Origin of the sequence: Ramlibacter sp. (assembly GCF_035548915.1) — a bacterium.
In the GTDB taxonomy this organism is placed as follows: domain Bacteria; phylum Pseudomonadota; class Gammaproteobacteria; order Burkholderiales; family Burkholderiaceae_C; genus Ramlibacter.
Window position 1 is genome coordinate 272,111 of sequence record NZ_DASZSE010000044.1, and the last position, 24,867, is coordinate 296,977.

Consider the following 24,867-nt stretch of genomic DNA (forward strand, 5'->3'; position numbering starts at 1 on the left):
TGTCTCCTTGGGCTGAATGAGCGATGCGACATGAGCGATACGGCACTTGCCACTCGAGATATTGTCTGCTATTGTCTGCACATGATAGACGTCATTTCCGGACAAAGGCAAGCATTTTTTTTCGCGGGACATATTTCATCGGGAGGTCCGCATGGTTGACATGAGCGCGGTGCTGGTGCGAGGCAGCGAGCGCGCGCTGTACGAGCAGATCACGGACATGCTTCGCCATCAGCTCACGAGCGGCCTCGCCAAGGGCGATCAGCTCCCCACCGAAGCGGAGCTCGTCGAGCGATTCGCCACGAGCCGCGCCACGGTGCGCCGCGCGATGCAGCAGCTCGTGGACGAAGGCGTGCTCACGCGGCGCCGCGGCAAGGGCACGTTTCTCGCGCGGCCCATGCCGAAGGTCGTGCACCCGATCGATCGGGTCATGCCTTTCATGGAAACGTTCAAGCAAGTCGGCGAAGACGTCCACACGAAGCTGATCCACTTCGGCTGGGAAGAAAGCCCGGTGCTGCCCGAGGCCCTGAACGGGTGGGACCGCCCGGTGCTCACGTTTCAGCGCCTGTACGTCTCGCGCGGCGTGCCGCATGCGGTGACGAGCGTGATCGTGCCGCGCCGCATCGGCCGCATGTTCAGCCACGCGGACGTGGAGAAGAACCCGATCTATCACATGCTGCAAAAAAAAGCGAAGGTGACGCCCGTGCGCGCGGAGTTCCTCGTGAGCTGCCGCCAGCCCACGCCGCAGCTGAGCGAGGTGCTGGAGATGTCGCGCAGCTCGCTTTTGCTCGTGCTCGAACGCATCTCGCGCGACGCGGAGGGCCACCCCGTGGAATACAGCACGCACTTCCTGAGGCCCGACGTCTACCAGTTGAGCGTCGCCATCGACGATCTGCCCTCGCGCCGGTCGTGAAACCTCTGTCCGTTCCCGCCCCACCCACACAGGAGACAAGCACATGCGAACAATCGTGAAGAGTGTGATCTGCACGCTGGCGCTCGCCGCCGCCGCGCTCACGGGCCTGGCCGCCCGGGCCGCCGAGCCCGAGCCCATCCCGATCAACATCGGGCTGCCGATCTCCAACTACTGGCCCGCTTACATCGCGCGCGACCTGAAGCTGTTCGAGCAGGTCGGGCTCGCGCCGAAGTTCGCGAGCTTCACCACGGGCTCGCCGCTCATCGCGGGCATGAAAAGCGGCAGTCTCGACGTAGCCTGGACGGGCCTTGCCACGCTTTTCATGCTCGGGCAGAACATTCCGCTCAAGTTCGTGCTCGTGCCGCTCGACTCCTCCAGCCAGATGGCGCTGGTCGTCGATCCGAAGTCCGGCATCCAGTCGTTCAAGGACATCGCCAAGTCGAAGAACATCGGCGCGCCCACGGCCACGTGCGCGGAAGTCTCGATGGTGATGGCGGCGCGCGCCGCGGGCACGCAGCGCTCGGCGCTGAAGGTGTCCAACCTCGCGCCCAACCTGCTCGAGACGGCCATGAAGAACGACCAGATCGACTCGACCTTCATCTGGGGACCCTGGAACCTGAGGCTGCGCGACGCGGGCTTCAAGATCGTGAGCTGGGACAAGGACTTCATGAAGGACGGCGGCGTGTGCGCGACGACGGTCGCGATCCGCCCCGAATTCCTGAAGCAGCATCCCTCGGTCGGCTGCAAGCTCGTGAAGGTGCAGGCACTGGCCCTTGCCGCGGCGAAGCGCGATCCTGCGCACGCGATCCGCACGATGCAAGAGACGTTCAACATCTCTCCCGCGCTCGCGAAGGAAACGTACGACACGCTGCTCATCCCCTCCATCGAATCCCAGCTGGAGCCCAACAGCCCCTGGACGCTATCCAACAAGAACGCCGGCCTCACGGAGAAGCTGTACGTCGCGGGCCAGGCGCTGCTGGAAGCCAAGGCCATCACGACGCCCATCTCCCGCGAGACCATCGCCGAGTCGGTGGATGACCGCTACATCCGGGAATTCCTGAAGACGGACTGCAAGTGAGCGAGCCGACATCGACACAGGAGGCGCGCGGCCCCGCGGTCGTCGCACGCGCGAAGGCGGGCAGCGTACGGCTGAACGAGGAGGAGGAGGCGATCCTCGCCGGAGCCCGCGGCCCCGCCGCGAAGAAGGCCCTGCGGTTTCAGATCGAGGTGGGCAACTTCTTCGGCGCGAAGCGGATGGTGCCCATCACCAATGCGCACGTGATGGGCGACATCGAGGTGATGGGCGACGGCGGGCTCGAGTACATGCGCGCGCTCTCGCAGGACGACTCCGTCTGCGCCGTGCCGACGTCGCGCAACGCCACCTGCATGCACGGGGACGACCTCGCGTGCCTGAAGCAGGACGACGACGAGATCGCCAAGGAGCACGAGATCGTGATGCACATGCGCCGCTCGCGCATCGCGACGACCGACACGTGCATCAACTACCAGACCGTGTACCAGCCGAAGCTCGGCGAGCATGTGGCCTGGGGCGACACCGGCACCGTGGCCTACGCCAACTCGGTGTTCGGCGCGCGAACCAACTACGAAGGCGGCTACTCGTCCTTCGCGGCGGCGCTCACGGGCCGCACGCCCGACTACGGCTTCCACCTGGACGAAGCGCGCCGGGGCAGCTTCCTCGTGAGGGTGCGCGCGAAGATGGACGACATCGCCGACTGGGGCGCGCTCGGCAAGATCGTGGGCCATCCGAATCAGGACTACTTCGCGGTCCCCGTTTTCGACTACACGCGCGAGATGCCGCCTTCGGATTCGCTGAAGCACCTCGGCGCGTCGCTTGCGAGCTACGGCTCGATGGCGATGTTCCATATGATCGGCGTCACGCCCGAAGCCCATACGCAGTCGATGGCATTCGGCGGCGCGCGGCCCGCGTTCGATCTCACCGTGACCGACGCCGACCTCGACGGCGTCTATCGCGCGGCCCGCTTCGTCGAAGGCGGCAAGACGCTCGTCGTGTTTTCGGCGCCGCAGCTGTCGCTCTTCGAAATCAAGCGGCTGGTCGAACTCTTCGACGGCCGGCGCGTCGCGCGGGGGATGGAAGTGTTCATCACGACGTCGCATTCCAACTATTCGGAGGCGCAGCGCCTCGGCTACGCGCAGGCGCTCGAGCGATCGGGCGCGGTGTTCCTGAAGGGCGTGTGCTTCTACATCCTGCAGGGGCTCACTCGCATGCGGCAGGAAAACGGGTGGGCCAATCTCGTGTCAAACTCCGGCAAGCTCGTGAACACCATCACCGCGCACCGGTTCAATACCGTATTGCGCCGCACGCGCGAGTGCGTCGAGATCGCGTGCACGGGAGACCCGCGATGAATCCGATCGAGTTCCCGGTCCGGCGGGCGTGGGGAGCCAAGCTCACCGGCACCGCGCTCGTGATGCGCGAGGGCTTCAGCCCGCGCTACGACCTCGATCGCCTCACGGGCGTCATTTCGCGCGTGGGCCACAGCGCCGAAGGCGAATCGGTCGCCGGGCGCGTCCTCGTCATTCCGACCGTGAAAGGCGGCGTGGCCGGCGGCTGGGCCTTCGCGGACATGCTGCACAAGGGCATCGCGCCGCGAGCACTCGTCTTCGGCAGGCTCAACCCGGTCATGGTGCAAGGCGCCGTGCTCGCGGGGCTGCCCATCATGGAGGGCCTCTCCGCGCAGGCGCTCGAGCGCATCCGGACCGGAGACCTGCTCGAAGTCGATCCTTCGTGCGCCTGCGTGCGGCTCCTCGAGGCAGCGGCACCGTCGTAGGGCGCGGGAACCGGCAACCGGCAACCGGCAACCGGCAAAGGGCCACGCCACGCGGCATCCACCACTTCGAGGATGCGGCCGCGGCGTCCGCCCGATACACTTGGCCTCACTTCAACGAGGAGGTCAATCCGATGGGCTACTTCATGAGGGAGCACGACATCTACGTCGGCTCGATGCTGGACGACCTGAACCAGCGTTTCGCGCCCTCGGCGCCCGGCAGCGAACAAAAAGGCGGCATCCGCGAGATGGCGGAGCTGCAAAAGGAGTTCGGCATCTTCAAGGAAGGGCGGGCGCTGCGCACGAGCGTGATGGCGCTGCACCTGGGCAACGGGGCCAACCACGAGGCGAAGAACCGGTTCCTCCTCTACCTCGCGAGCCTGCGCGGCGTGAAGTCGAACGTGAAGGGACTCAAGGGCGAGGCGGCCATCGTGCAGGCGCTCGTGCGCAACTTCGCCGCGAAGAGCCCGCTGCCCGTCTACTTCGAGGGGCACGACCTGCGGGGCGAGGGCGAGGCCGCGGGCGTCATCATCCGCGAGAACGCGAAGCCTCTTTTCTACATGCACGAGGCCTACCTCTCGATCTCGCTGCCGATGCAGCCGCGCGTTCCCGAAGCCCGCGCGGCGAAGAAGACACCCGGGAAGAAGTAGTTGCCCGCGAGTGCGGCCGCGCTCGAAGCCCTGCACGGGCGCATCGCGGCCTACTACTCGCGCAGTGTCGCCCGGTACGGCGCCACGCCGGCGGGCGTGGACTGGCCGAGCGCGCGCGGCCAGCGCATCAGGTTCGAGCAGTTGCTGCGCGTGTGCGATTTCGATGCACCGTGCACGTTGCTGGACGTCGGCTGCGGCTATGGCGCACTGCTCGATTACCTGCGCCGCGTCCATCCCGCCGCGCGCATCTCGTATGTCGGCGTGGACCTGTCGCCCGCGATGATCGACTGCGCGCGCCGCCGCTCGCGCGCAGACCCCATGGCCCGCTTCGAAACCGGCGGCGCCGACGGTGCGCGGGCCGACTACGCGGTGGCCAGCGGCATCTTCAACGTGCGCATCGACGAGCCGGTGGCGCTTTGGCGGACCTTCGTCGCGCACACCCTGCAAGGCATCGCCGCTTCATGCTCGAAGGCTTTCGCCGTGAATTTCCTGAAACCGCTCCCGCGCGGGACGGACACGGTGCCCGAGCTGTACCGGCCGCGCGCTGTGCGCTGGGCGCGCTTTTGCGAGTCGCAGCTCGGCGTGCGCGTCGAGCTGCTCGAGGACTACGGACTGCACGAAGTCACGCTGCTTGCACGGCATTGAGGCGCTCGCGCGCGGCCGCCACGTTCGCGGCCCACGCGCTCGCGCCCGTCTCCTCGACGAGCGCCTGTGCCGCGGCGAGGTCCGCCTGCGCATCCTCGAGGCAGGCGCGCCCGCCGAGCGCGATGCTCGCGAGCGAGCGCACGATGCGCGCGCGGCATTGCGCAAGACGCGTGCGCCGCGCGAGCGCGAGCTCGATGGCGAGCGACGCATGCTCGCGGGCCTGCCGGGCGTCGCCGGCCTGCAGCCGTGCCTCGGCGAGGCCCGCGAGCAGCTCGGATTCGTATTCGCGCGCCGCGCCTCGCTCCATCATCAGCGCGAGCGCGTCGCGGTAGAACGCGGCCGCCTCGGCGGGTTTGCCCGCCACCATCGCCGCAAGCGCGCGGTAGCCGTGGAAGAACACCTGCACGTAGGGGGTCGCCGCATACTTGTCGAGCACACGGCCGAGGTCCTCGGCATGGCGCTCGGCGAGCGCGGCGTCGCCTCGCACGCGGGCGAGCTCGATGAAGCCGAAGCGGGCCATTCCGGGCACCGGCGGCTCGGTGGAGACGGTCTCCAGATCGAGCATGCGCTCCAGGCAGTCCTCGGCTTCCTCGAAGCGGCCCATGCGCACGAGCAGGCGGATGCGCACGCCGAGCACCCACTGCTCGATGCTGAAGCCGATGAACTCGCGGTCGTACGCCTCCACGTGCCGCTCGCCCGCGAGCGCGATGTCGTTGGCCGCGAGGGCCTCTCGCAGCAGGCCCGCCCAGGCGTAGGCCTGGCTCAGGAAGGCGTGCGCCATCGCGAAGCGCCCCCGGTCGCGCTCGACGTCGATGTAGAGCAGCGCCTTGCGCACGAGGTCGACGTAGCCGTCGGCGGGGCCGCCGCTTGCGACGAGCATCCTGCCTTCGATCGTGAGCAGCCACGGCACGAGCCGGTCGTCGCCTTCGTTCGCGACGGCCAGCGCATCGTCGATGAGCGGCTTCACTTCGTCGAACGTCATGCCCTCGCGCCAGCCGAGGAGAGCGACCTTGCCGCCGGCGGTGACGCGAAGGCGATCGGCTTCGTCGCTTCGCGGGACGTGCGCGAGCAGCTCGCGCACCTTGCGCCAGTGCCGGATCGCGATGCCCGGGTTCGTGTTGCCCACCCAGCCCGCGGCGCGCGCGTTGTAGCGCGCCGCCTGGAGGAATTCGCCGGCGTGCTCGTAGTGATAGCCGATGAGCCCCGCGTATTCGTCGAGCCAGTCGGCGTAATACAGCTCCATCGCCACGGCCACGTCCGCGTGCACCTGGCCGCGCCGCACGCGGAACTGCATGCCGTAGGCGACTTCCTGGATCAGCGGATGGCGGAACGTGAAGCGCTTTTCGCCGCCGGCCGCCTGCGGCAGGATGAGCCCCGCTCGGGACAGGCCGTCGAGCCCCGCCTGGATCTGGTCCGCGAGCGGCGAGGCCACGCGCTCCAGCACCGCGAGCGGGATGTCCTTGCCGATGATCGCGCACATCTGCAGCAGGGTCTTTTCGGGCTCGCCGATGCGGTCGAGCCGGGCGCCGATCACGGCCTCGACGGTCGCGGGCAGCGCGAGGGCGACCGCTTCCAGTCCGGCGGCAGGCAGCCCCGTGTCCGGCAACAGCATGCGCGACTCGATGAGCGAGCGGGCGAGTTCTTCCGCGAAGAACGGATTGCCCGCCGCGCGTTCGCGCACGAGCCGCCGCACTTCGGCCGACGGTGTCGCGGACGCGAGCGCTTCGGCGACGAGCGCGTCCATGTCCGACTCGGCGAGTTCGGCGAGTTCGATCTGCTCGAAGTGCGCGAGTGCGCTCCAGGGGGCGCGATACGTCGGCCGGTAGTTCAGGACGAGAAGCGTGCGGGTGCCCGCCACCGCTTCCACGAGCACCGAGACGAATTCCTCGCTCGCCTCGTCGAGCCAGTGCAGGTCCTCGATCAGGATCACGCGTTCGATCGCGGCTTCGGCCCGCAGGAGCTCCTTCAGCATCGTGACGAGCCGGGCCTGCCGCGCGCGCGGGCCGAGCGTGTGCACGGTGTGCGCGGTGCCGACCCCGAAGAACTCGTTCAGGATCGCGAGGTCGGCCTCGGCGGGTCCGATGGAAGCGAAACGGGAGGCGATCCGCTCGCGCGCCACCGCGGGTTCGTCGTGCGGCGCGAGCCCGAAGAAGTGCGTGCGAAAGAGCTCGAGGATCGGCTGCATCGGCAGTGCGTGGCCGTAGAGCTGCGCGCGGACTTCGTGCACCGGAATGCCGCCCGAGCGGCACGCGATCGCGAATTCCTGGCACAGGCGGCTCTTGCCCGCGCCCGGCTCGCCCGCGATGCCCACGACGAGCGAGCCGCCTTGCCGGATGGCGGCCAGCGCTTGCTCGAGTAGTGCGAATTCGCGCTCGCGGCCCCGGAAGGTGCTGCTGTGGCCCGCCTGCGTGTCGGTGCGCGCGCCCGCCGGCAGCCGCACGCCCGTGAGCTGGTGGAGGGCCATCGCGCCCATGATGCCTTTCAGGTTGTGCGGGCCGAGCGGAATCGTTTCGCAGGTGGCTCCCGCGGCGACGCGGCATGCCTCGGTGAGGCAGATGCCCCCGGGCTGCGCGATGCCGATCACGCGGCTTGCGATATGGATCGTGAGGCCGTGTGCGCCGCCGCCGCGTCCGTCTTCCGCGTCGGATGGGTCGGAGGCCACCTGGCCGGAGTGCAGGCCGATGCGCATGGTGAGCGCGTCGCCGTGCGCCGCGAAGGTCTGCTGCATGTGCAGCGCGGCGCGGCATGCGAGGAGGGCGTGGCCTTCGAGTGCGCGGGGCACGCCGAAGAGCGCCATGACGCCGTCGCCGAGCGTGCGCACGACGGTGCCGCCGAAACGCTCGACGGAGTGGCGCATGCGCAGCACGGCGGGGCGCAGCAGCGCCATCGCTTCTTCGGGGTCGAGCTGGGAGATGAGTTCGGTGGAGCCCACGATGTCGGCGAAGAGCACCGTGGCCTGTTTCAGCTCGCCCCATTTCGGAGCGGTTTCGGCGATGCTCGTGGCTGTGGTGGCGGCCGCGTGGCCGCAATTGCCGCAGAAGCGGGCGTTCGGCGAGAGGTCGTGCCCGCAACGGGTGCATGCGAGCTGCAGTTGCGCGCCGCACTGCTCGCAGAATCTGTTGCCTGCCGGATTGACCGTCATGCACGACCGACATTGCATGCGCGCTTGCCTTTTTGTTGCGTGCCCGATGGGCTTGCGGCGGAGGATAGCAAACCGGCGGGGATTTGGCCCTGCGGGGCGGCGCGTGGGTTGCCCTATCGCATGGGTGTCGGACTTGGGTTCAATTGCCCTTGCAGGGCGGCACCTCGCTTGCGTTATCGCATTAGTGTCGGACTTGGGTTCAATTGCCCTTGCAGGGCAGCACCTCGCTTGCCCTATCTCTCCCCCCGCCCTCTCTTCCCCAGCGGGGAAGAGAGGGAGCTAACACGGACATCCGATTTGGGCTCGTCGTGTCGACAAAGGGCCGAAGACCCGAAAGGTCGGGTGGCGGGGCGACATGTGTAGCTCCGTCACTGCCGTGGCACGCGACGGCGGACATGCGTGGTCTCGTAGTCGTTTCTAAAGTTGGAGCACCGCCCGACCCATCGGGTCTTCGGCCTTTTGTCGGCACGACGAGCCCAAATCGGATGTCCGTGTTAGCTCCCTCTCTTCCCCGCTGGGGAAGAGAGGGCGGGGGGAGAGATAGGGCAAGCGAGGTGCTGCCCTGCAAGGGCAATTGAACCCAAGTCCGAGACCCATGAGATGGGCAAGCGAGGTGCCGCCCTGCAAGGGCAATTGAACCCAAGTCCGACACTAATGCGATAAGGCAAGCGACGCACCGCCCTGCAAGGGCAAAAGAATTCACCCCACCTTCACCGTCCTCCAGGCCGACACGACGGCCTCATGCTCGACCGAGCCCTCGCCATACCGCCTGCGCGCAACGCCAATCGTGGCGCGAGCGAAATCCGCGAACTGCGCCCGGCGATCCAGCCCATCGTAAGCCTCGAACCAGATCGGCCCGGCCTTCAGCCACGCCCGCCCACCGATCTTCAAGGCCGCACGATAGAACGCACGATTCGGAATCCCCGACGCATCATGCACCTCGCACCCTTCGAAGTACTGGTCCATGCTGCGCATCTGCTGATCGCCTTCCCACGTGACGCGCTCGTTGCCAGGGCTCCTCAGCGACCGCACGGCCCGGCCCACGCCGCGGCCCAACACCCTCCGGCCGATCAGCCAGTCGGCTTCGCGCACGTCCTGCCCCGCATGCCACTGCTTGACGAGACTCGCCATCACGTCGCAGAACGACTCGTTGAGCGCGCCGCCCTGGCCCTCGAGGCGAAAGCGCTGCTCCTTGAATTCGCGCTCGGCCACGGGCACGCGCTCGACACCGAGCCCGCCCGGGATCAGGTATTGCGACACACCATGGCAAAGCTCGTGCGCGACGATATCCAGATTGGCCGCGAAGTTGCCGATCGACTCGTCGCCGTCGCCATAGATCATCCGCTCGCCGTTCCAGAAGGCGTTGCGAAATTCGAAGCTGTAGTGCACCGCCGAGACGATGGCCGCGCCCCGCCCGTCGATGGAGTTGCGCGCGAACACCTCGCGCAGGAAGTCGAGCGCGATGCCCGTGTTCTCGAAAGCGTCGTTGGCGGCCGCGTCGTCGATGGGCCCGTCGCGTTCGCCGCGCACCTTGCGCCCCGGCAGCTCCTCCGAACCGCCGAGGTCGTAGACGACACGTCCCGCCCGGCCCGAGCGCCGCGGCATCGGCGGCACCGCTCGCACCGCTTGCCCATGCGCGGCCGAGCGCGACGCGCGCATCCGCGACGCCTGCTGCGCCTGCCGCGCGGCCACGCGCTTCGCATCCTTGCCGGCAGGCTTCGCCACCGCCTTGCCGCGTTCGACGAGCCGCGTGAACATCCGCGGCGGAATCGCGAGGCACAGACACGCCCCGGCAAGGGCGGCCCCGCAGTTCACTCGCGAATCTCCGGCTCGGTGAGTTTCGCGAGCTGCTCGAGCGAGTCCTGCCAGCCGAGGTAGCACATCTCCACGGGGATCGCTTCGGGAATGCCTTCCTGCACCACGTCGAGTTCGACGCCGAAAGGCAGCGCCCTGAGCGACACGGTTACCTGCATCGTGCCCGGCAGGTTGGGGTCGTCGAAGCGGTCGGTGTAGCGGATGCGCTCGTTCGGCACGAGCTCGAGGTACTCGCCGCCGAAGCTGTGGCTCGCACCGGTCGTGAAGTTGCGAAACGACATGCGGTGCGTGCCGCCCACGCGTGCTTCCAGCCGCTCGACGCTGCAGGTGAAGCCGTGGGGCGCAAGCCACTTCGCCGCCGCGTCGGGCTCGAGGAAGGCGCGGTAGACGCGCTCGGCCGTGGCACGAAGCACGCGATGCAGATGAACGGTTCCGGCAGCCATGAAGGTTTCCTTTCAGGAAGAAAAGTCCGTGGACGAGTCGCCACGTCCGCATGACGAGTGGACGACACCGAAATCGACAGATGCCCAGACTTTACTCGTCCGCCCCGTGCGCCCGGCTCGGCCATTCGCTTCGGGGAAGCAGCCGGGCCATCCACGGACGAGCACGAAGCCGGCTCACAGCTCGCGCGTGCGCGCGCACAATGCGGCGCAGCGGCAAAATACTTCGTGCCACTACAAAAATCGCTGGAGAACGATGCATGTCCACCCCACCGTCCGAGCCGCGGCTCACCTCGCTCTCGCACGGCGGGGGCTGCGGCTGCAAGATCGCGCCCGGCGTGCTTTCCGAAATCCTGAGGAACACCGCGCGCACGCCGATGCCTCGGGAACTGCTGGTCGGAATCGAAACATCCGACGACGCCGCGGTCTACCGGCTGAACGATGAGCAGGCGCTCGTCGCCACCACCGATTTCTTCATGCCGATCGTGGACGATCCCTTCGAGTTCGGCCGCATCGCCGCCACCAATGCGATCTCCGACGTGTACGCGATGGGCGGCAAGCCGATCATGGCGCTGGCGGTCGTCGGCATGCCGGTGAACGTGCTTTCGACCGCGACCATCGGCAGGATCCTCGAAGGCGGCGAGTCCGTGTGCCGCGCCGCGGGCATTCCGATCGCGGGGGGCCACACCATCGATTCGGTCGAGGCGATCTACGGGCTCGTCGCGATGGGCCTCGTGCATCCCGCCCGCGTGAAGAGAAACTCCGACGCGCGCGCGGGCGACGTGCTCGTGCTCGGCAAGCCGCTCGGCGTGGGCATCCTCTCGGCCGCGCTCAAGAAGGACAAGCTCGATGCCGCCGGCTACGAACGCATGATCGCGAACACGACGCGGCTGAACACGCCCGGTCCCGAGCTGGCCGGGCTGCCCTGCGTGCATGCGCTCACGGACGTGACGGGCTTCGGCCTCGCGGGGCACGCGCTCGAAATCGCGCGCGGCGCGAAGCTCGCGGTCACGCTCGACTTCGCGGCAGTCCCGCTCATCGAAGGCGCGCGCGAGCTCGCCGCGGCGGGTTTCGTCACCGGCGCCTCGGCGCGCAACTGGGCGGGCTGCGAAGCGGACGTGAAGCTGCCGGCGGGGTTCGACCCGGTGAACCAGGCGCTCCTCACCGATCCTCAGACGAGCGGGGGCCTGCTCGCGACCTGCAGCCGCGAGGGCGTGCAGCAGGTGCTCGATGTTTTCCGGCGGCATGGTTTCGCGCGGGCGGCCGTCATCGGCGAGTGTGCCGCCGGCGCGCCCGGCCTCGTGGTGCGCTGAAATGACGAACGTTCGACGCGGCCAGGCGCCGCCCACGCTGGACCGCGCGGCGTTTCACGAGCGCTTCATGCAGTCGTTCTTCGATCCCGCGTACCAGCCCGAGCACGCCGCGATCGCACGCATCGAGGAGATCGCGTGGCAGGCCTACGAGCAGGGCCGCAAGGCGCCGCGCACCGTGAAGGCGGGCCCGGAGTTCGCCGACCCCGGCTACGACCTGTCGGTCGAGTGGCTGGACACGCGCGACAAGCTGCTCGCCGCGCAGGCCGCGTGGAGCACGTCGCCTTCGCGCGTGCTCGTCGTGTGTTCGTCCTCCCGCAACGACGGCACGTGCCCCGGCGAAGTGTCGAAGACGTGGCGTCTTTCCACCCTCGCGTGCGAGGTGCTGGAGCAAGGCGGCATCGAGGCGGACCTGCTCGATCTCTCGCGTCTTGCCTCCGACTTCGACCGTCACATCCATCCGTGCAAGGGCTGCGTCGGCACCGCAATGCCGCTGTGCCACTGGCCCTGCAGCTGCTACCCCAACCATGCGCTCGGGCAGACCGGCGACTGGATGGCCGAGATCTACGAGCGCTGGGTGAAGGCGCACGGCGTGATCGTGCTCACCCCCGTGTACTGGTATCAGGCCGCGAGCCCGCTGAAGCTGATGATCGACCGGATGGTGTGCGCCGACGGCGGCAATCCCGACCCGACCTCGACGCACGGCAAGAACGTCGAGATGGCCAAGGCGCTGGAGCTCTCGGGCTGGGACTATCCGAAGCACCTCGCCGGCCGCGCGTATGGCGTGGTGGTGCACGGCGACGTGGCGGGCATCGAGGCCGTGCGCCGGGCCTTGTGCGACTGGCTCGACTGGATGGGTCTTCTCGAGGCCGGATTCGAGGCGCGGATCGATCGCTTCATCAACTACTACCAGCCGTATGCCACGAGCCACGATGCGCTCGATGCCGACACGGCCGTGCAGGAAGAGGTGCGCAACGTGGCGCGCGCTGTGGCGAACGCGGTGAGCGAATTGCGTGCGGGACGGCTGAAGCGCCCCGACGCGGGGTTGAAGCCGCCGCGGCCGAAGTGAGGCTTGCCGGCGCGGGGCATGAGCTTATGCCCGGATGCATCTGAGGCGGGTGGGATAATCGGGCGGCCATGAGTGCCTTCCTATGAGTGCCTTCCTCGAAGAGAAAGTGCTGTCGGTCCACCACTGGACGGACAAGCTGTTCACGTTCACGACGACACGCGATCCGGCGCTGCGTTTTTCCAACGGCCACTTCACGATGATCGGCCTCCGGCAGGAAAGCGGCAAGCCGCTCCTGCGCGCCTACAGCATCGTGAGCGCGAATTACGAGGACCACCTCGAGTTCCTTTCGATCAAGGTGCCCAACGGACCGCTCACCTCGAAGCTGCAGCACATCCAGCCCGGAGACTCGATCGTGGTGGGCAAGAAGCCCACGGGCACGCTGCTCATCGACTATCTGCTGCCCGGCAAGCATCTTTATCTGCTCGCGACCGGCACGGGGCTCGCGCCTTTCATGAGCATCGTGCGCGACCCCGAGACCTACGAGAAGTTCGACCACGTGATCCTCGTGCACGGCGTGCGGCAGAAGGACGAGCTCGCGTATCACGATCTCCTCATCGAGCACCTGCCCAACCACGAGTTCCTGGGCGAGATGGTGACGAGCAAGCTGCGCTACTACCCGACGGTGACTCGCGAGGCGTACCGCAACATGGGCCGCATCACGCACCTGATCGAAAGCGGCAAGCTCCTGAAGGACCTGGGCATGCCGCCCATCGACCCTCGCAACGACCGCGTGATGATCTGCGGCTCACCCGGCATGCTGCGCGACCTGAAGCGCATGCTCGAGGAGCGCGGCTTCAAGGAAGGCAATACGACCACGCCCGGTGACTTCGTCATCGAGCGCGCGTTCGCGGAGCAGTAGCGCTTGCCGCGCGCGGGCGCGGGATTGGATGCTTCGACGCCTGGATTCCCGCGTTCGCGGGAATGACGGGGTGGATTTCCGCCTCGCGGGAATGACGGGCTGGATTCCCGCGTTCGCGGGAATGACCCGGTGGGTTCGCGGGAATGACGGGGGTGGATTCCCGCCTTCGCGGGAATGACGGCGCCGTCAGGCCTTCAAGAGGTTCGAGGCGAGCCGGTCGCGCCGCGCATCCGGCAGGCCAAGCTGCTCTCGCGCGGTCGGAAGGTCGCGCCGATCGGAAAAGCCCATCAGGTTCTCGAGCTCGCGCAGGCACTGGCGGTGCTCGCTGTCTTCGAGCGCGCGCGAATCGCGCAGTACCCGCTCGAGCAAGTCGGCGAGTTCGGCGGGAACCCACAGGTCGCCTTGCAGGTCGCGGATGGCCTTGGGCAGTTGCTTCATTGCCGGTCCTCCAGGAATGAACCCCACTATCGCCCGCCCTCGCGCGAGGCGCTGTCGGCTGGACAAGCGAAACGCCGAAGTCCGGCTCCGACCGCCATGTAGGGGCGTTTCCGCGGCAGTAAGGCCCAGGCCTCAGGTCGGGTGCGCGCGCGCCAGGTCCTCGCTCGCGAGCGCGCTGTCGGCTTCCTTGCGCGCGAGGTCGGCCGGGTTGTCCCAGGGGGTGAGCGCATTGACCACCCGGCGAACGCCCGCCATGTCGCGCACACGGATCAGAAGCCCGTCGAGTTCCTGCTGGAGCACGTCGCCCGAGAGGCGCACGCAGCCTTCTTCGGCTTCCACCTGGACGCACTGCGGGTGGCTCACGAGCCGGCTCACGCGCGCGAGCACGGCTTCGCGCAGCTGCGCATCGTCCTGCGGATGCCGCGTGCTCCACGCCGGATAGCGATTGTCGAGGCGGCCGCCGCTCGCGAGCGCGAGCAGCTTCGCGCGGCGGCGCGCGCCCGAGTCCGGGTCGAAGTAGTACATGGTCGCGGCAGCGGCCGCCGCCGCGGCCGCGAGGCTCAGCAGATTCTTCATGGCTCGATTCTCCAATCTTTTATGCGGCGCTGCGTCTGCGCGAGGCAGGCTTCCTGCGAGCGGCCGTGCGCCTGGCGCTCGCCTTGCCTGCGGTCGTCTTGCTCGCGGTCGCCTTGCCCGCCGTCGCCTTGTCAGCCGTCGCCTTGTCAGCGGCCCCGCGAGCGCTCTTGCCGCCATGCGCCAGGCTGCGCTTGAGCAGCTCGGTGAGGTCGACGACGTTCGTCGTGCCGGACTGCGGTGCTTCCTCGAGCGGCTCCACGGCCTCGGCCTTGCCGGCCTTCGCCTTGGCGTCGACGAGTTTCATGATCGCGTTGTGGAACTCGTCGCGGAATTGCCCCGCGTCCCAGTGGCCTGCCATGCTGTCGATCAGCTGCTTGGCCATCTTCAGTTCCGCTTCCTTCACGCCGGCCTTCGCGCCCGGCAGGTTCAGGTCGGCCGGCGAGCGGACTTCGCCGCCCCAGCGCAGCAGGTTCACCACCAGCACGTCCCCATAGGGCATCACGACGGCCAGATGCTGCTTGGCCGCGATCACCACGCGGCCGATGCCGGCCTTGCCGGTCTGCCTGAGCGCTTCGCGCAGCAGTGCGTAGACTTTGTCGCCCCTGTCGATGGGGGCGGTGTAGTACGGCTTTTCGAGATAGAGCACGGGCAGCTCGGCGAGGTCGATGAAGGTCTCGATCTCGATCGTCTGCGTGGTGCGCGGATACGCTTCGGCGATCTCGTCGGGCGAGAGCACGACGTACTCGCCCTTGGTCACCTCCACGCCCTTCACGATGTCGTCTCGGTCGATCTCGCGGCCGGTGCGCTTGTTCACGCGCTTGTAGCCGACCGGGTCCATCGTGCGGCGGTCGAGCCAGTCGAAGTTCACGTCGCTCTCGGCCGTGGCGGAATAAAGGCCCACCGGAATCAGCACGAGCCCGAACGTGATCGCGCCTTTCCAGAGCGCGCGCGTCGAAGTCCTCGGCATCTCCGCGCCGTCGGCCCGGGAGGCCTTGGCGGGGGTGCGGGTCCTGCGGGTCTTGCGGGTCTTGTCGGCCATCGGCTCTCAGCGAAAGCTCGTGAGCGCATTGCGCAAGGTGGCGCCGAGCGAGGCGTGGCCGCGCGTCTCGCACGGCTTGCCGCACTGCTCCCATTTCCGTGCGAGCCGGCCGAAGCGCCATCTGCAATCCTCGCCGAAGCATTCCAGGCCTTGCAGCGTGTGCAGGTTGCGCGCGATGCGCCGGGCAAGCAGGGCGCGATGCGCTGCCGCTTGCTGATGCATGTAGGCGGTCATGAGCGACAGCGTCGCGAGCCAGAGCGCGCAGCCGGCCCGCGCGAGCTCGGCCTGGAGCCGGGCGTCGGGCTGCTCGTCGGGTCGGACGTCGGGCCGGGATGCCGAAGAAACGGAATGTGGGATGTTCGATACGGGCATCGGCTGCGGACGAGTCCTGGATGGCTGCGTGGTTGCGAATGGCTCTTCCGTCATCCTAGGATCGTCCCGGGCCCGGCCCTGTCAGTGACGGGGGCGAGCCCTGGCGCGCAGCGTCCTACAGGCGCGCCCGGTTCAGCGCGGGCCCGCCTCGCCGAGTGCAGTGCGGGCGTGGCGCTTCTTGCCTGCGGCGCGCGCCTCCTCGCTCGTGAATTCGTGAGCGTGGCCGCTCTGGTGAGCGGCGCGCCCGCCGAGGCTTGCGATCTCGCGCTGGCGTTGCGGGTCCATCGCGGCGAAGCCGCGCAGGGATTTCCTCGTCATGCTGGGCTTGTCGCTGGAGATGTCCTGGGTGCCGGTTTGGGAATCCATTGAAGTCCTCGTCTAGGTTCGGGTCGAAACAAAGTGGGCCGTGAGCCCCGGTTTGCACTGGCGCGCCCGATGCTGTCCCGGGTCGCGTCGATGGGCTCTGCTGCCACGGAAGAGTCTGTGCGCAACGGCGTTGCCGGGCTGTAGGACGATGCCGATACCGTTGTGAGCGCCGGGGTGGATTCGTGCAAATAGGGGGTTGGCCTGCGTTCGTCTAAACTTTTTTGAATATGAAGCCCGACCTGCCGGTTGCCGCCGCCACGCCCGCCGAATCGCTGTGGGTGGAGGGCGAGCTCGTGCGCAGCCTGATGCGCACGCAGCGCAACACCGCGCTGGTCGGCCTCGCGCTCATTCCCATCTTCCTTGCCGTGCTCTGGACGGACGCCGAGCTGTGGCAGCTCATGACATGGCTCGCGTGCGCCGCCGGCGTGGCCGCGCTCCGGTTCTGGGTGATCGCGCGCTACCAGGGCGAAGTGGTGAATCGCGGCGCGCAGGAGCACGTCGACTTCTTTCGCCGCTTCAGCTTCGTCTTTCCGCTCGCGGCACTGGTGTGGGGCGCGACCACGCTGCTTTATTTCGACCGCTCGCCCCTTTCGGACCAGTTCATCTGCTGGCTCGTGATGGCCGGGCTTGCCATGTTCTCGATCAACGCGCTGTCGGGGCGGCTCGCGACCATGCGCGCCTACCTGAACACGCTCGCGATCACCGCGCTCGCGGTGATGGGCTGGCGCATCGGCGTGGAGCTCGAGTTCCAGGGGCCGACCTATCACTGGTGGCTGCTGCTCCTGCTCGTCATCTTCTGGTACGTGCTGCGCGAAGCGGGCCGGCGGCTGCACCTCACGCATCGCCGCAACTTCGAGCTGCAGTATCGCAACAACCAGCTGATCGAGTCGCTCACGCGCCAGACGCAGGCGGCGCTCGACGCGGTGGAGATCAAGAACCGCTTCCTCGCGAGTGCCGCGCACGATATCCGCCAGCCGGTGCACGCCCTGTCGCTCTACGCCGACTGGCTGAGGAGCGAGCCGGAGCTCGTGGACGAGATCGCGCCGAAGATCGTGGAATCGACCAAGGCGGTGAACCAGCTTTTCGATGCCCTCTTCGACCTCGCGCGGCTCGACTCGGGCAAGGTCAGACTCAACGTCGAGCCGATGGACCTCGAAAAGCTGCTGCGCGACCTCGAACTGCAGTATCGGCCGCTCGCCGAAGCCAAGGGCCTGCAGTTCCGCGTGCGCGCGAAGCCGGGCACGGCGGTGTCCGACCCGATCCTGTTGCAGCGCGTGCTGGGCAACCTGATCGCCAATGCGGTGAAGTACACGCAAAAGGGCGGCGTGCTCGTGGCCGCGCGGGCGGCGAAAGGCGCGCGGCGCATCGAGATCTGGGACACGGGCATCGGCATCGCGCCCGTGCATCAGCGCGAGATCTTCCGAGAGTTCTACAAGGTGCCGAGCCACGCCGGCACGGAAGACGGCTTCGGCCTCGGGCTCTACATCGTGGCGCGGCTCACGCAGATCCTCGGCCACCCGCTCTCGCTCGCGTCCAGGCCCGGCCGGGGGACGGTGTTTCGCCTCACCCTGGAGCCGACCGACGAGAAGGCCGCCGCGGAGCGGGCGCAGGCCTCGGTCGCGCAGATCAGGTCGCGCTGAGCGCCTTCAGAGCGACAGCAGCCCGTGCGTTCTCGCGTAGTGGATCGTCTGCGTGCGGCTTTTCACGCCCAGGCGCCGGAAGAGCCGCCACAGGTGCACCTTCACCGTGTGTTCGCTGATGCCGAGTTCGTCGGCGATCTCGCGGTTCGACAGCCCCCGGTCGAGCATCACGATCAGCTGCTTTTGCCGCTTCGAGAGCTTGTTGTCGGTGGGCGTGAGTTCCTCGAACTGGCCGTCGGCCGAAAGGAGCGCGCGCAGCGCATTGCCGATCTCCTGGGCGCCGGAGGACTTCTCGATGTAGATGTCCGCGCCCGCTTCGACGCAGACCTCTTCCGCGTCGGCCGCGGGAGAAGCCGAGAGGACGGCAAGCGGCGTGTCGGGGAAGCGCTTCTTCAGTTCGACCACGCCGGACGTGCCGGTGGTGTCGGGCAGCTTCAGGTCCAGGCAGATCAGGTCCGGAGCGCCGTGCTGCTTCACCGCGGACTCGACGCCGCCGATGCGGTCGAGCTCGACGATGTTGGCGCCCGGTCTCAGGCGCCGCAGCAGCATGACCACCGCTTCGCGCATGAGAGGGTGGTCGTCGATGACGTAAAGAGCCATGGGGTTGATTGAGTTTGGTGCAAAGGCAGTTACACAGGATAACTGGATTAGAACCCGCCCGGATACTCTAATCCCTTAGTTGCCGGCATCTGTCAGCTCCTGTAAGGCGGAGCTCACTTCCGTTAACACGATGCCAGGCGCCAGTTCCACCATGCCGTCCCCCAGATGAGGGCCGCTCGCGGTGGATCTGAGCTCGGCGACGCGCCGCCCCGCCTGCTGGGGCGAGTCGAAGCCCTTGCTTTGCAGCAGCAGGCGTCCCTGAGCGTCCACGAGCTTGAAGTAGAACTTGCCGTCGGCTTCGCGGTATTGCTTGAACTGCGGCAGCGCGGCCTTCGCCTTCGCCTCCTTCGCGGGCGCGGCGCGGCGAGCGAGGTTGCGCAGCCCCACGGCGTCGCGCAGTTCGGCCATGAAAGGCGTTGCCCGCTCGCGCGCTTTCGCGGCGCCGCGCTTCAGGATGTCTTCGAGCTCGCCGGGATGGGCGACGAGGTGGTCGTACTTCTCGCGCATCGGCGCGATCTCGCGGTCGATGCGCTCGAAGAGGAGCTGCTTCGCGTCGCTCCACGCGATGCCGCTCGCGTAGGCGTCGAGCAGCTGCTGCGTCTCGTCGGCCGATGCGAAGGCCTGGAAGATCTGAAAGAGCGCGGAGCCTTGCGCTTCCTTCGGCTCGCCCGGCGCGCGCGAGTCGGTGACGATGGAGAAGATCTGCCGGCGCATCTGCTCGCGCGGCGCGAAGAGCGCGATCACGTTGTCGTAGCTCTTGCTCATTTTGCGGCCGTCCAGCCCCGGGAGCATCGCCACCGATTCGTCCACTTCGGCCTCGGGCAGCACGAGGTGCTCGCCGTAGAGATGGTTGAAGCTCGACGCCATGTCGCGCGCCATTTCGATGTGCTGCACCTGATCGCGCCCCACGGGGATGCGGTGCGCCTTGAACATCAGGATGTCGGCGGCCATCAGCACCGGATACATGAAGAGGCCGGCCGTCACGTCCTGATCGGGGTCGAGTCCGGCCTCGAGATTCTTGTCCAGCTGCGCCTTGTAGGCGTGCGCCCGGTTCAGGAGCCCCTTGCCGGTGACGCAGGTGAGCAGCCACGTGAGCTCGGTGATTTCGGGGATGTCGGACTGGCGGTAGAAGAAGACCGCCTCGGGGTCGAGCCCGGTCGCGAGCCAGCACGCCGCGATCTCGAGCGTCGAGCGCTGCATGCGAGCGGGGTCGTCGCACTTGATGAGCGCGTGGTAGTCGGCGAGGAAGTAGAAGTTCTCGGTGCCGGGCCGGCGGCTCGCCTGCACGGCGGGCCTGAGCGCGCCGACGTAGTTGCCCAGGTGCGGCGTGCCCGTGGTCGTGATCCCGGTGAGGTAGCGGATCGGGGAAGTCATTGCACTACAGGCCGATGAGATTCAGGAATGCGTAGCCCACGCCGATGAGCGGCGAAAGCCACCAGGCGCTCACGATGCCCGCGAGCACGAGCGCCATCACGATGAAGAAGCCCCAGGGCTCGATCCGGCTGAACGCATAGGCCTGGCGGCGCGGCAGCAGGCCGACCAGCACGCGGCCGCCGTCGAGCGGCGGGATGGGAAAGAGATTGAAGGCCCACATGACGAGGTTCACGAGCACGCCCGCCTTGCACATCTGGATGAAGAAGCGTTCCTCGTAGCCGACGGCCACGAGGATGTTGAAGAGGATTGCCCAGAGGATGGCCTGGATGAAGTTCACGGCCGGCCCCGCGAGCGCAACCCACACCGAGTCGGCCTTCGGGTGCCTCAGGCGGCCGAAGTTCACCGGCACCGGCTTGGCGTAGCCGAAGAGGAATGCGCCGTGCGTGGCGAAGTAGAGCAGGAGTGGCATGAGGATCGTGCCGATCGGGTCCACGTGCTTGATCGGGTTGAGCGTGACGCGGCCTTGCACCCACGCCGTGTTGTCGCCGAAGTACTTCGCCACGTAGCCGTGCGCCGCCTCATGGATCGTGATGGCGAAGAGCACCGGCAGTGCGTAGATCAGGACGGTTTGTATGAGATTGGAAGTGTCCACGGGGCCCATTGTCTCAGAGCCGTCTCAAAGTCCGAGCGCCGCCCAGTCGCCGCGGCCCTTGCGCACCAGCACGGGGTCGCCGCCGCTGCCCATGGGCGTGAGGTCGATCACGGTGGTCGGCTCGTCCGCGCACGGCCCCGCGTCGATCACGCCGGCCACCTGCTTGCCGAAGCGCTCGCGGATCGTCTGGGCATCGTGCAGCACTTCGCCGGAGAACGGATCGGCGAGCGTGGCCGCGAGCAGCGGCGCGCCGTGCTCCTCGAGCAGCATCTGCAAAGCCTTGTGGTCGGGCACGCGCAGGCCGATGGTCTTGCGCTGCGGATGGCTCACGCGGCGCGGCACCTCGCGCGTGGCCTCCAGGATGAACGTGAAAGGCCCGGGCGTGCCGTGCTTGAGCAGGCGGTACTGCTTGTTGTCGACGCGCGCGTAGCTCGCGAGCTCGCCCAGGTCGCGGCAGATGAGCGTGAGCAGGTGCTTGTCGTCCATGTGGCGGATGCGGCGCAGGCGGTCCGCGGCGTCCTTGTCGTCGAGGTGGCACGCGAGCGCGTAGCTCGAATCGGTGGGCACCGCGAGCACGCCGCCCGAGGCGAGCAGCGCCGCCGCCTGCTTCAGCAGGCGCGGCTGCGGATTGCCGGGGTGGACTTCGAAGTAGTGCGCCACCTCAATCCCCCCGGAGCTCCTCGCGGCGCGAGTGCCAGGCGCCGCCCGCGCCGCACACGACGATGAGGAGCATGGCGGCCATCGAAGCATCGTCGGGGAAGTGGTCGAAGACGAGCCAGCCCGCCAACATCGAGAAGAAGACCTGGGTGTAGAGAAAGGGCATGAGCGTCGAGGCCCGCGCCTTGCCGAAGGCGAGGATCAGGAGGAAATGACCGACGGTCCCCATGAGGCCCATGAACCCGAGCGCGAGCCACAGGCGCGCGTCCGGCAGTTCGGCCCAGACGAAGGGCAGCACGAGCGTCGCGGCGACGGCGCCCGTCCAGCCCGTGTAGAGATGCGTCGTGATGGGGTCTTCGGTGCGGGCGAGCCGGCTCGTGAGCAGCTGGAAAGCGACGTTGAAGATGACGGCGCAAAGCGGCAGCAGGCTCGCGATCGAGCGGAACGCGGTGCTGCCCGGCCGCATGACGACGAGCGTGCCCGCGAAGCCGCCCGCGACGAAGGCCCAGCCGACAGGCGAGACGCGCTCCTTCAGCACGGTCGCGGCGATCACGGTCATGGCAAGCGGCGTGAGCATCACGATCGCCGTGAATTCGCCGACCGGCAGAAAGCGCAGGCTGAAGAAGGCGGCCAGGCTCGTGAGGAGCAGGAGCAGCCCGCGCAGCAGCTGGAAGTGCAAGTGCCGCGTGCGCCACACCACCCAGCCGCGTTGCGGCAGCACGACCAGGGCCGTGGCGCCCGCCTGGAACATGTAGCGCGCCCACAGCGCCATGAGAAGGGGCACCGACTTGCTCACGTACTTGGTGGTGGTGTCGAGCGCGCAGAAGCATGCGCAGGCAGCGATGACGAGCCCGATGCCGGCCAGCGAACGGGAGACTTGGGTCACGGGATGCTCAGTTGCAAGCTCCGCATCCTAGTCCATGGCAGAGATCCTCGGCCGGATGTCGGGTGCCGGGTTGCGGCCCATATCCGGCCCATATCGTTTCGCTGCTCACGGACCACGGGTCCGCGAGCCGCCCGGACTCCCACGCTAGAGAATGCGGTCGGCCAGCACTTCCCACACAGGCGTGAGTTGACCGGGCAGATAAGGCAGCTTGCCCAGGTCGGTGCGGCTTTCCTCGGGGCTGTGGAAGTCGCTGCCGCGCGAAGCCGCGAGTCCGAATTCCTGCGCGACGTCGGCGTACTGCGCGTACTCGGCCGTCGTGTGGCTGCCGGTCACGACCTCCACGCCGCGCCCGCCGTGCGTCGTGAATTCGAGGAAGAGGGCGTATTCCTCGTTGGCGGTGAACCGGTAGCGCGCGGGGTGAGCGATCACGGCCATGCCGCCGGCGCGCGTGATCCACGCGATCGCCTCGCCGAGCGACGCCCACTTGTGCTCCACGTAGCCGGGCCGCCCCGGCGTGAGAAAGCGGTGGAAGACGTCGCCCATGTCGCTGCACACGCCGGCATCGATCAGAAAGCGCGCGAAGTGCGTTCGCGAGATGAGGTCCGGGTTGCCGACGTAGCGCAGCGCTCCTTCGTAGGCGTCGGGGACGCCGGCTTGCGCGAGCCCCGCGGCGATCTCCCTCGCGCGGGTGGCGCGTCCGCCGCGCGTGGCAACGAGGCCTTGCAGCATGTCCCGGTCGTCGGGGTCGAAGCCGAGCCCCACGATGTGCACCGTCTCGCCGGCGAACGTGACGGAGATTTCGGTGCCGGTGAGGTACCGCATGCCGTTGGCCTTCGCGGCCGCGGCCGCGCGGTGCTGGCCGCCGATCTCGTCGTGATCGGTGAGCGACCACAGCTCCACCCCGTTGGCCGCGGCGCGCGCGGCGAGGGCTTCCGGTGTCAGCGTGCCGTCGGAGACCACCGAATGGCAATGCAGGTCGGCGTTGAGGAGGGCCACGCCCGATTCTAGGTGGCGCGCACGCCAGCGCGCGCGCCTACGAGATTGCCCCCGCTTCCATCCTGATGTCGCGGCGGGTGGCGAGCGCGCATTCGGCCGCGACCTTCAGCCCCTGCACGATCCGCGCGAGGCGCATCGAAGGCTGCCCCTGCTCGGGCAGGAAGGGCACGTGGATCAAGCCTCCGCGCGTCTTGCGCCATCGAGGATCGGTCGCCAGCTCGTGCATGAGCGCATAGAACACGTGGTTGCAAACGAAAGTGCCCGCGGTCTGCGAGACTTCCGCCTCGATGCCCGCGTGCGTCAGCGCGGCGAGCATCGCCTTGATGGGCAGGGTCGTGAAGTAGGCCGCGGGCGCGCCATCGATGACCGGAGCGTCCACCGGTTGCGCGCCCGCGTTGTCGGGGATCCGCGCGTCGTCGACATTGATGGCGACGCGCTCCAGCGACAGCCTTGCGCGGCCGCCCGCCTGGCCCGTGCACAGCACCAGCGTGGGACGGTGCTGGCGAAGCGACTCGCGCAGCGCCTGCACGGAGCCCGCGAAGGTCGTGGGAAGCTGGGCGCCGATCAGCGGATGGCCGAGAATGTGCGTGCCGTGAAGCGCCTGGACGGCCTGCCAGCTCGGGTTGACCGATTGGCCGCCGAACGGATCGAAGCCGGTCACGAGCACGGGCGCGGGCACTGCCATGGCTGCAATGTAAACGCCAGGAGAACCTAGGAGAATCACGACATGCGCTGGGAAGGCAATCGCGAATCGGACAACGTCGAGGACATGCGCGACTCCTCGGGTGGCGGCGGCGGCGGCTTCGGCTTCGGCGGCGCGAGCATCGGCATCGGCAGCATCGTGCTCGCGCTCATCGGTGGCGCGGTGTTCGGCATCAATCCGCTCACCATCCTCGGCCTGCTGTCCGGCGGCGGCATGCCGGTGGCTCAGCAACGTGCGCCGGCCCATGCGCCGCCTGCCAGCGACAAGATGGCGAAGTTCGTCTCCACGGTGCTTGCCGACACCGAGGACGTGTGGACGGACATCTTCCAGCGCGGCGGCGCGACGTACCGCGACCCGAAGCTCGTGCTCTATCGCGGCTCGATTCCCACCGCGTGCGGCTCGGGCCAGTCCGCGATGGGCCCCTTCTACTGCCCGCGCGACGAAAAGGTCTACATCGACCTCGGCTTCTACCAGACGCTGCGCGACCGGCTCGGCGCGCCCGGCGATTTCGCGCAGGCCTACGTGATCGCGCACGAAGTCGGCCATCACGTGCAGAAGCTGCTCGGCATCACCTCGCAGGTGGAACGCGCGCAGGCGCGCGCGGGCTCGCAGGCGCAGGCCAACGCGTACAGCGTGAAGCTCGAACTGCAGGCCGACTGCTTCGCGGGCGTGTGGGCGAATCACGCGCAATCGGCGCGCCACATCCTGGAGCAAGGCGACATCGAAGAAGCGATGAATGCCGCCGAGAAGATCGGCGACGACGCGCTGCAGAAGTCCGCGGGCCGCGCCGTGGTGCCCGACAGCTTCACGCACGGCACGAGCGAGCAGCGCCAGCACTGGTTCATGACGGGCTTCCAGCAGGGCACGGTGAAGTCGTGCGACACGTTCGGCGCGCGCAACGGGTGAGCACGCTTTCATGACGGG

26 protein-coding genes are annotated in these 24,867 nt (G+C 68.0%); 11 read left to right on the forward strand and 15 right to left on the reverse strand.

What is annotated here, in order from left to right; translation table 11 throughout:
* The first annotated feature begins 151 nt into the window (after positions 1–151).
* The 6 genes from VHA82_RS19280 (at position 152) to VHA82_RS19305 (ending at position 5,009) form a co-directional block, all read left to right on the forward strand.
* On the forward strand, positions 152–910 hold the full coding sequence (locus VHA82_RS19280) for a GntR family transcriptional regulator (RefSeq protein ID WP_325546778.1): 759 nt from the start codon (positions 152–154) through the stop codon (positions 908–910).
* A gap of 43 nt (positions 911–953) precedes the next feature.
* Positions 954–1,988, forward strand: a complete 1,035-nt coding sequence (locus tag VHA82_RS19285; protein ID WP_325546779.1) for an ABC transporter substrate-binding protein — start codon at positions 954–956, stop codon at positions 1,986–1,988.
* Between the two features lie 71 nt (positions 1,989–2,059).
* Entirely contained in the window at positions 2,060–3,295 is a 1,236-nt protein-coding gene (locus VHA82_RS19290) for an aconitase X catalytic domain-containing protein (protein ID WP_325546916.1), read from the forward strand.
* Positions 3,292–3,717, forward strand: a complete 426-nt coding sequence (locus VHA82_RS19295; protein ID WP_325546780.1) for an aconitase X swivel domain-containing protein — start codon at positions 3,292–3,294, stop codon at positions 3,715–3,717. The genes VHA82_RS19290 and VHA82_RS19295 overlap by 4 nt, the downstream gene beginning before the upstream one ends.
* 131 nt (positions 3,718–3,848) lie before the next feature.
* On the forward strand, positions 3,849–4,364 hold the full coding sequence (locus VHA82_RS19300) for a hypothetical protein (protein WP_325546781.1): 516 nt from the start codon (positions 3,849–3,851) through the stop codon (positions 4,362–4,364).
* Positions 4,365–5,009 carry a class I SAM-dependent methyltransferase gene (locus tag VHA82_RS19305; protein WP_325546782.1) on the forward strand — a complete coding sequence of 215 codons (645 nt, stop codon included), beginning with the start codon at positions 4,365–4,367 and terminating at the stop codon, positions 5,007–5,009.
* Here VHA82_RS19305 and VHA82_RS19310 read toward each other — a convergent pair.
* The 3 genes from VHA82_RS19310 to VHA82_RS19320 form a co-directional block, all read right to left on the reverse strand.
* Positions 4,987–8,151, reverse strand: a complete 3,165-nt coding sequence (locus VHA82_RS19310) for an AAA family ATPase (protein WP_325546783.1) — start codon at positions 8,149–8,151, stop codon at positions 4,987–4,989. The two genes, VHA82_RS19305 and VHA82_RS19310, sit on opposite strands and share 23 nt — an antisense overlap.
* A gap of 699 nt (positions 8,152–8,850) precedes the next feature.
* On the reverse strand, positions 8,851–9,909 hold the full coding sequence (locus VHA82_RS19315) for a M4 family metallopeptidase (protein ID WP_325546784.1): 1,059 nt from the start codon (positions 9,907–9,909) through the stop codon (positions 8,851–8,853).
* 53 nt (positions 9,910–9,962) lie between these two features.
* The gene (locus tag VHA82_RS19320) at positions 9,963–10,409 is read right to left on the reverse strand and encodes an SRPBCC family protein (RefSeq protein ID WP_325546785.1); all 447 of its coding nucleotides are present in this window, start codon (positions 10,407–10,409) and stop codon (positions 9,963–9,965) included.
* Positions 10,410–10,666: 257 nt separating this feature from the next.
* Between VHA82_RS19320 and selD the strand changes: the two genes are divergently transcribed.
* From selD to VHA82_RS19335, 3 genes are all read left to right on the forward strand, one after another.
* Positions 10,667–11,719, forward strand: a complete 1,053-nt coding sequence (gene selD / locus VHA82_RS19325) for a selenide, water dikinase SelD (protein WP_325546786.1) — start codon at positions 10,667–10,669, stop codon at positions 11,717–11,719.
* A gap of 1 nt (position 11,720) precedes the next feature.
* Complete coding sequence (locus VHA82_RS19330) at positions 11,721–12,785, forward strand: flavodoxin family protein (protein WP_325546787.1); 1,065 nt, start codon at positions 11,721–11,723, stop codon at positions 12,783–12,785.
* Positions 12,786–12,867: 82 nt separating this feature from the next.
* Positions 12,868–13,644, forward strand: a complete 777-nt coding sequence (locus VHA82_RS19335) for a ferredoxin--NADP reductase (protein ID WP_325546788.1) — start codon at positions 12,868–12,870, stop codon at positions 13,642–13,644.
* Positions 13,645–13,830: 186 nt separating this feature from the next.
* Here the strand turns inward: VHA82_RS19335 and VHA82_RS19340 are convergent, their stop codons facing one another.
* From VHA82_RS19340 to VHA82_RS19360, 5 genes are all read right to left on the reverse strand, one after another.
* Positions 13,831–14,082, reverse strand: coding sequence for a hypothetical protein (locus tag VHA82_RS19340; RefSeq protein ID WP_325546789.1), 252 nt, complete (start codon positions 14,080–14,082; stop codon positions 13,831–13,833).
* A 132-nt stretch (positions 14,083–14,214) separates the two neighbouring features.
* Positions 14,215–14,658: a BON domain-containing protein gene (locus VHA82_RS19345; protein ID WP_325546790.1), complete on the reverse strand. Its 444-nt coding sequence runs from the start codon at positions 14,656–14,658 to the stop codon at positions 14,215–14,217.
* A gap of 19 nt (positions 14,659–14,677) precedes the next feature.
* Complete coding sequence (locus tag VHA82_RS19350; protein ID WP_325546791.1) at positions 14,678–15,697, reverse strand: Ku protein; 1,020 nt, start codon at positions 15,695–15,697, stop codon at positions 14,678–14,680.
* Positions 15,698–15,703: 6 nt separating this feature from the next.
* On the reverse strand, positions 15,704–16,123 hold the full coding sequence (locus tag VHA82_RS19355; protein ID WP_325546792.1) for a hypothetical protein: 420 nt from the start codon (positions 16,121–16,123) through the stop codon (positions 15,704–15,706).
* 78 nt (positions 16,124–16,201) lie between these two features.
* Positions 16,202–16,387: a KGG domain-containing protein gene (locus VHA82_RS19360; protein WP_325546917.1), complete on the reverse strand. Its 186-nt coding sequence runs from the start codon at positions 16,385–16,387 to the stop codon at positions 16,202–16,204.
* Positions 16,388–16,662: 275 nt separating this feature from the next.
* On the opposite strand from VHA82_RS19360, the gene VHA82_RS19365 reads away from it, so the two are divergent.
* The gene (locus tag VHA82_RS19365) at positions 16,663–18,075 is read left to right on the forward strand and encodes a HAMP domain-containing sensor histidine kinase (protein ID WP_325546793.1); all 1,413 of its coding nucleotides are present in this window, start codon (positions 16,663–16,665) and stop codon (positions 18,073–18,075) included.
* A 6-nt stretch (positions 18,076–18,081) separates the two neighbouring features.
* On the opposite strand, the gene VHA82_RS19370 is transcribed toward VHA82_RS19365, so the two are convergent.
* The 7 genes from VHA82_RS19370 to pcp form a co-directional block, all read right to left on the reverse strand.
* On the reverse strand, positions 18,082–18,675 hold the full coding sequence (locus VHA82_RS19370) for a response regulator transcription factor (RefSeq protein WP_325546794.1): 594 nt from the start codon (positions 18,673–18,675) through the stop codon (positions 18,082–18,084).
* Positions 18,676–18,750: 75 nt separating this feature from the next.
* Entirely contained in the window at positions 18,751–20,049 is a 1,299-nt protein-coding gene (locus VHA82_RS19375) for a tryptophan--tRNA ligase (RefSeq protein WP_325546795.1), read from the reverse strand.
* Positions 20,050–20,053: 4 nt separating this feature from the next.
* Positions 20,054–20,710 (reverse strand): site-2 protease family protein, encoded by a 657-nt coding sequence (locus VHA82_RS19380; RefSeq protein WP_325546796.1) that lies wholly within the window; start codon positions 20,708–20,710, stop codon positions 20,054–20,056.
* Between the two features lie 15 nt (positions 20,711–20,725).
* Entirely contained in the window at positions 20,726–21,361 is a 636-nt protein-coding gene (locus VHA82_RS19385) for an L-threonylcarbamoyladenylate synthase (protein WP_325546797.1), read from the reverse strand.
* A 1-nt stretch (position 21,362) separates the two neighbouring features.
* Positions 21,363–22,244: a DMT family transporter gene (locus VHA82_RS19390; RefSeq protein WP_325546798.1), complete on the reverse strand. Its 882-nt coding sequence runs from the start codon at positions 22,242–22,244 to the stop codon at positions 21,363–21,365.
* 144 nt (positions 22,245–22,388) lie between these two features.
* Positions 22,389–23,240 carry a 3',5'-nucleoside bisphosphate phosphatase gene (locus VHA82_RS19395; RefSeq protein WP_325546799.1) on the reverse strand — a complete coding sequence of 284 codons (852 nt, stop codon included), beginning with the start codon at positions 23,238–23,240 and terminating at the stop codon, positions 22,389–22,391.
* A gap of 37 nt (positions 23,241–23,277) precedes the next feature.
* On the reverse strand, positions 23,278–23,925 hold the full coding sequence (pcp, locus tag VHA82_RS19400) for a pyroglutamyl-peptidase I (RefSeq protein WP_414708672.1): 648 nt from the start codon (positions 23,923–23,925) through the stop codon (positions 23,278–23,280).
* Positions 23,926–23,967: 42 nt separating this feature from the next.
* On the opposite strand from pcp, the gene ypfJ reads away from it, so the two are divergent.
* Entirely contained in the window at positions 23,968–24,849 is an 882-nt protein-coding gene (ypfJ, locus tag VHA82_RS19405; RefSeq protein WP_325546800.1) for a KPN_02809 family neutral zinc metallopeptidase, read from the forward strand.
* Positions 24,850–24,867: the final 18 nt, after the last annotated feature.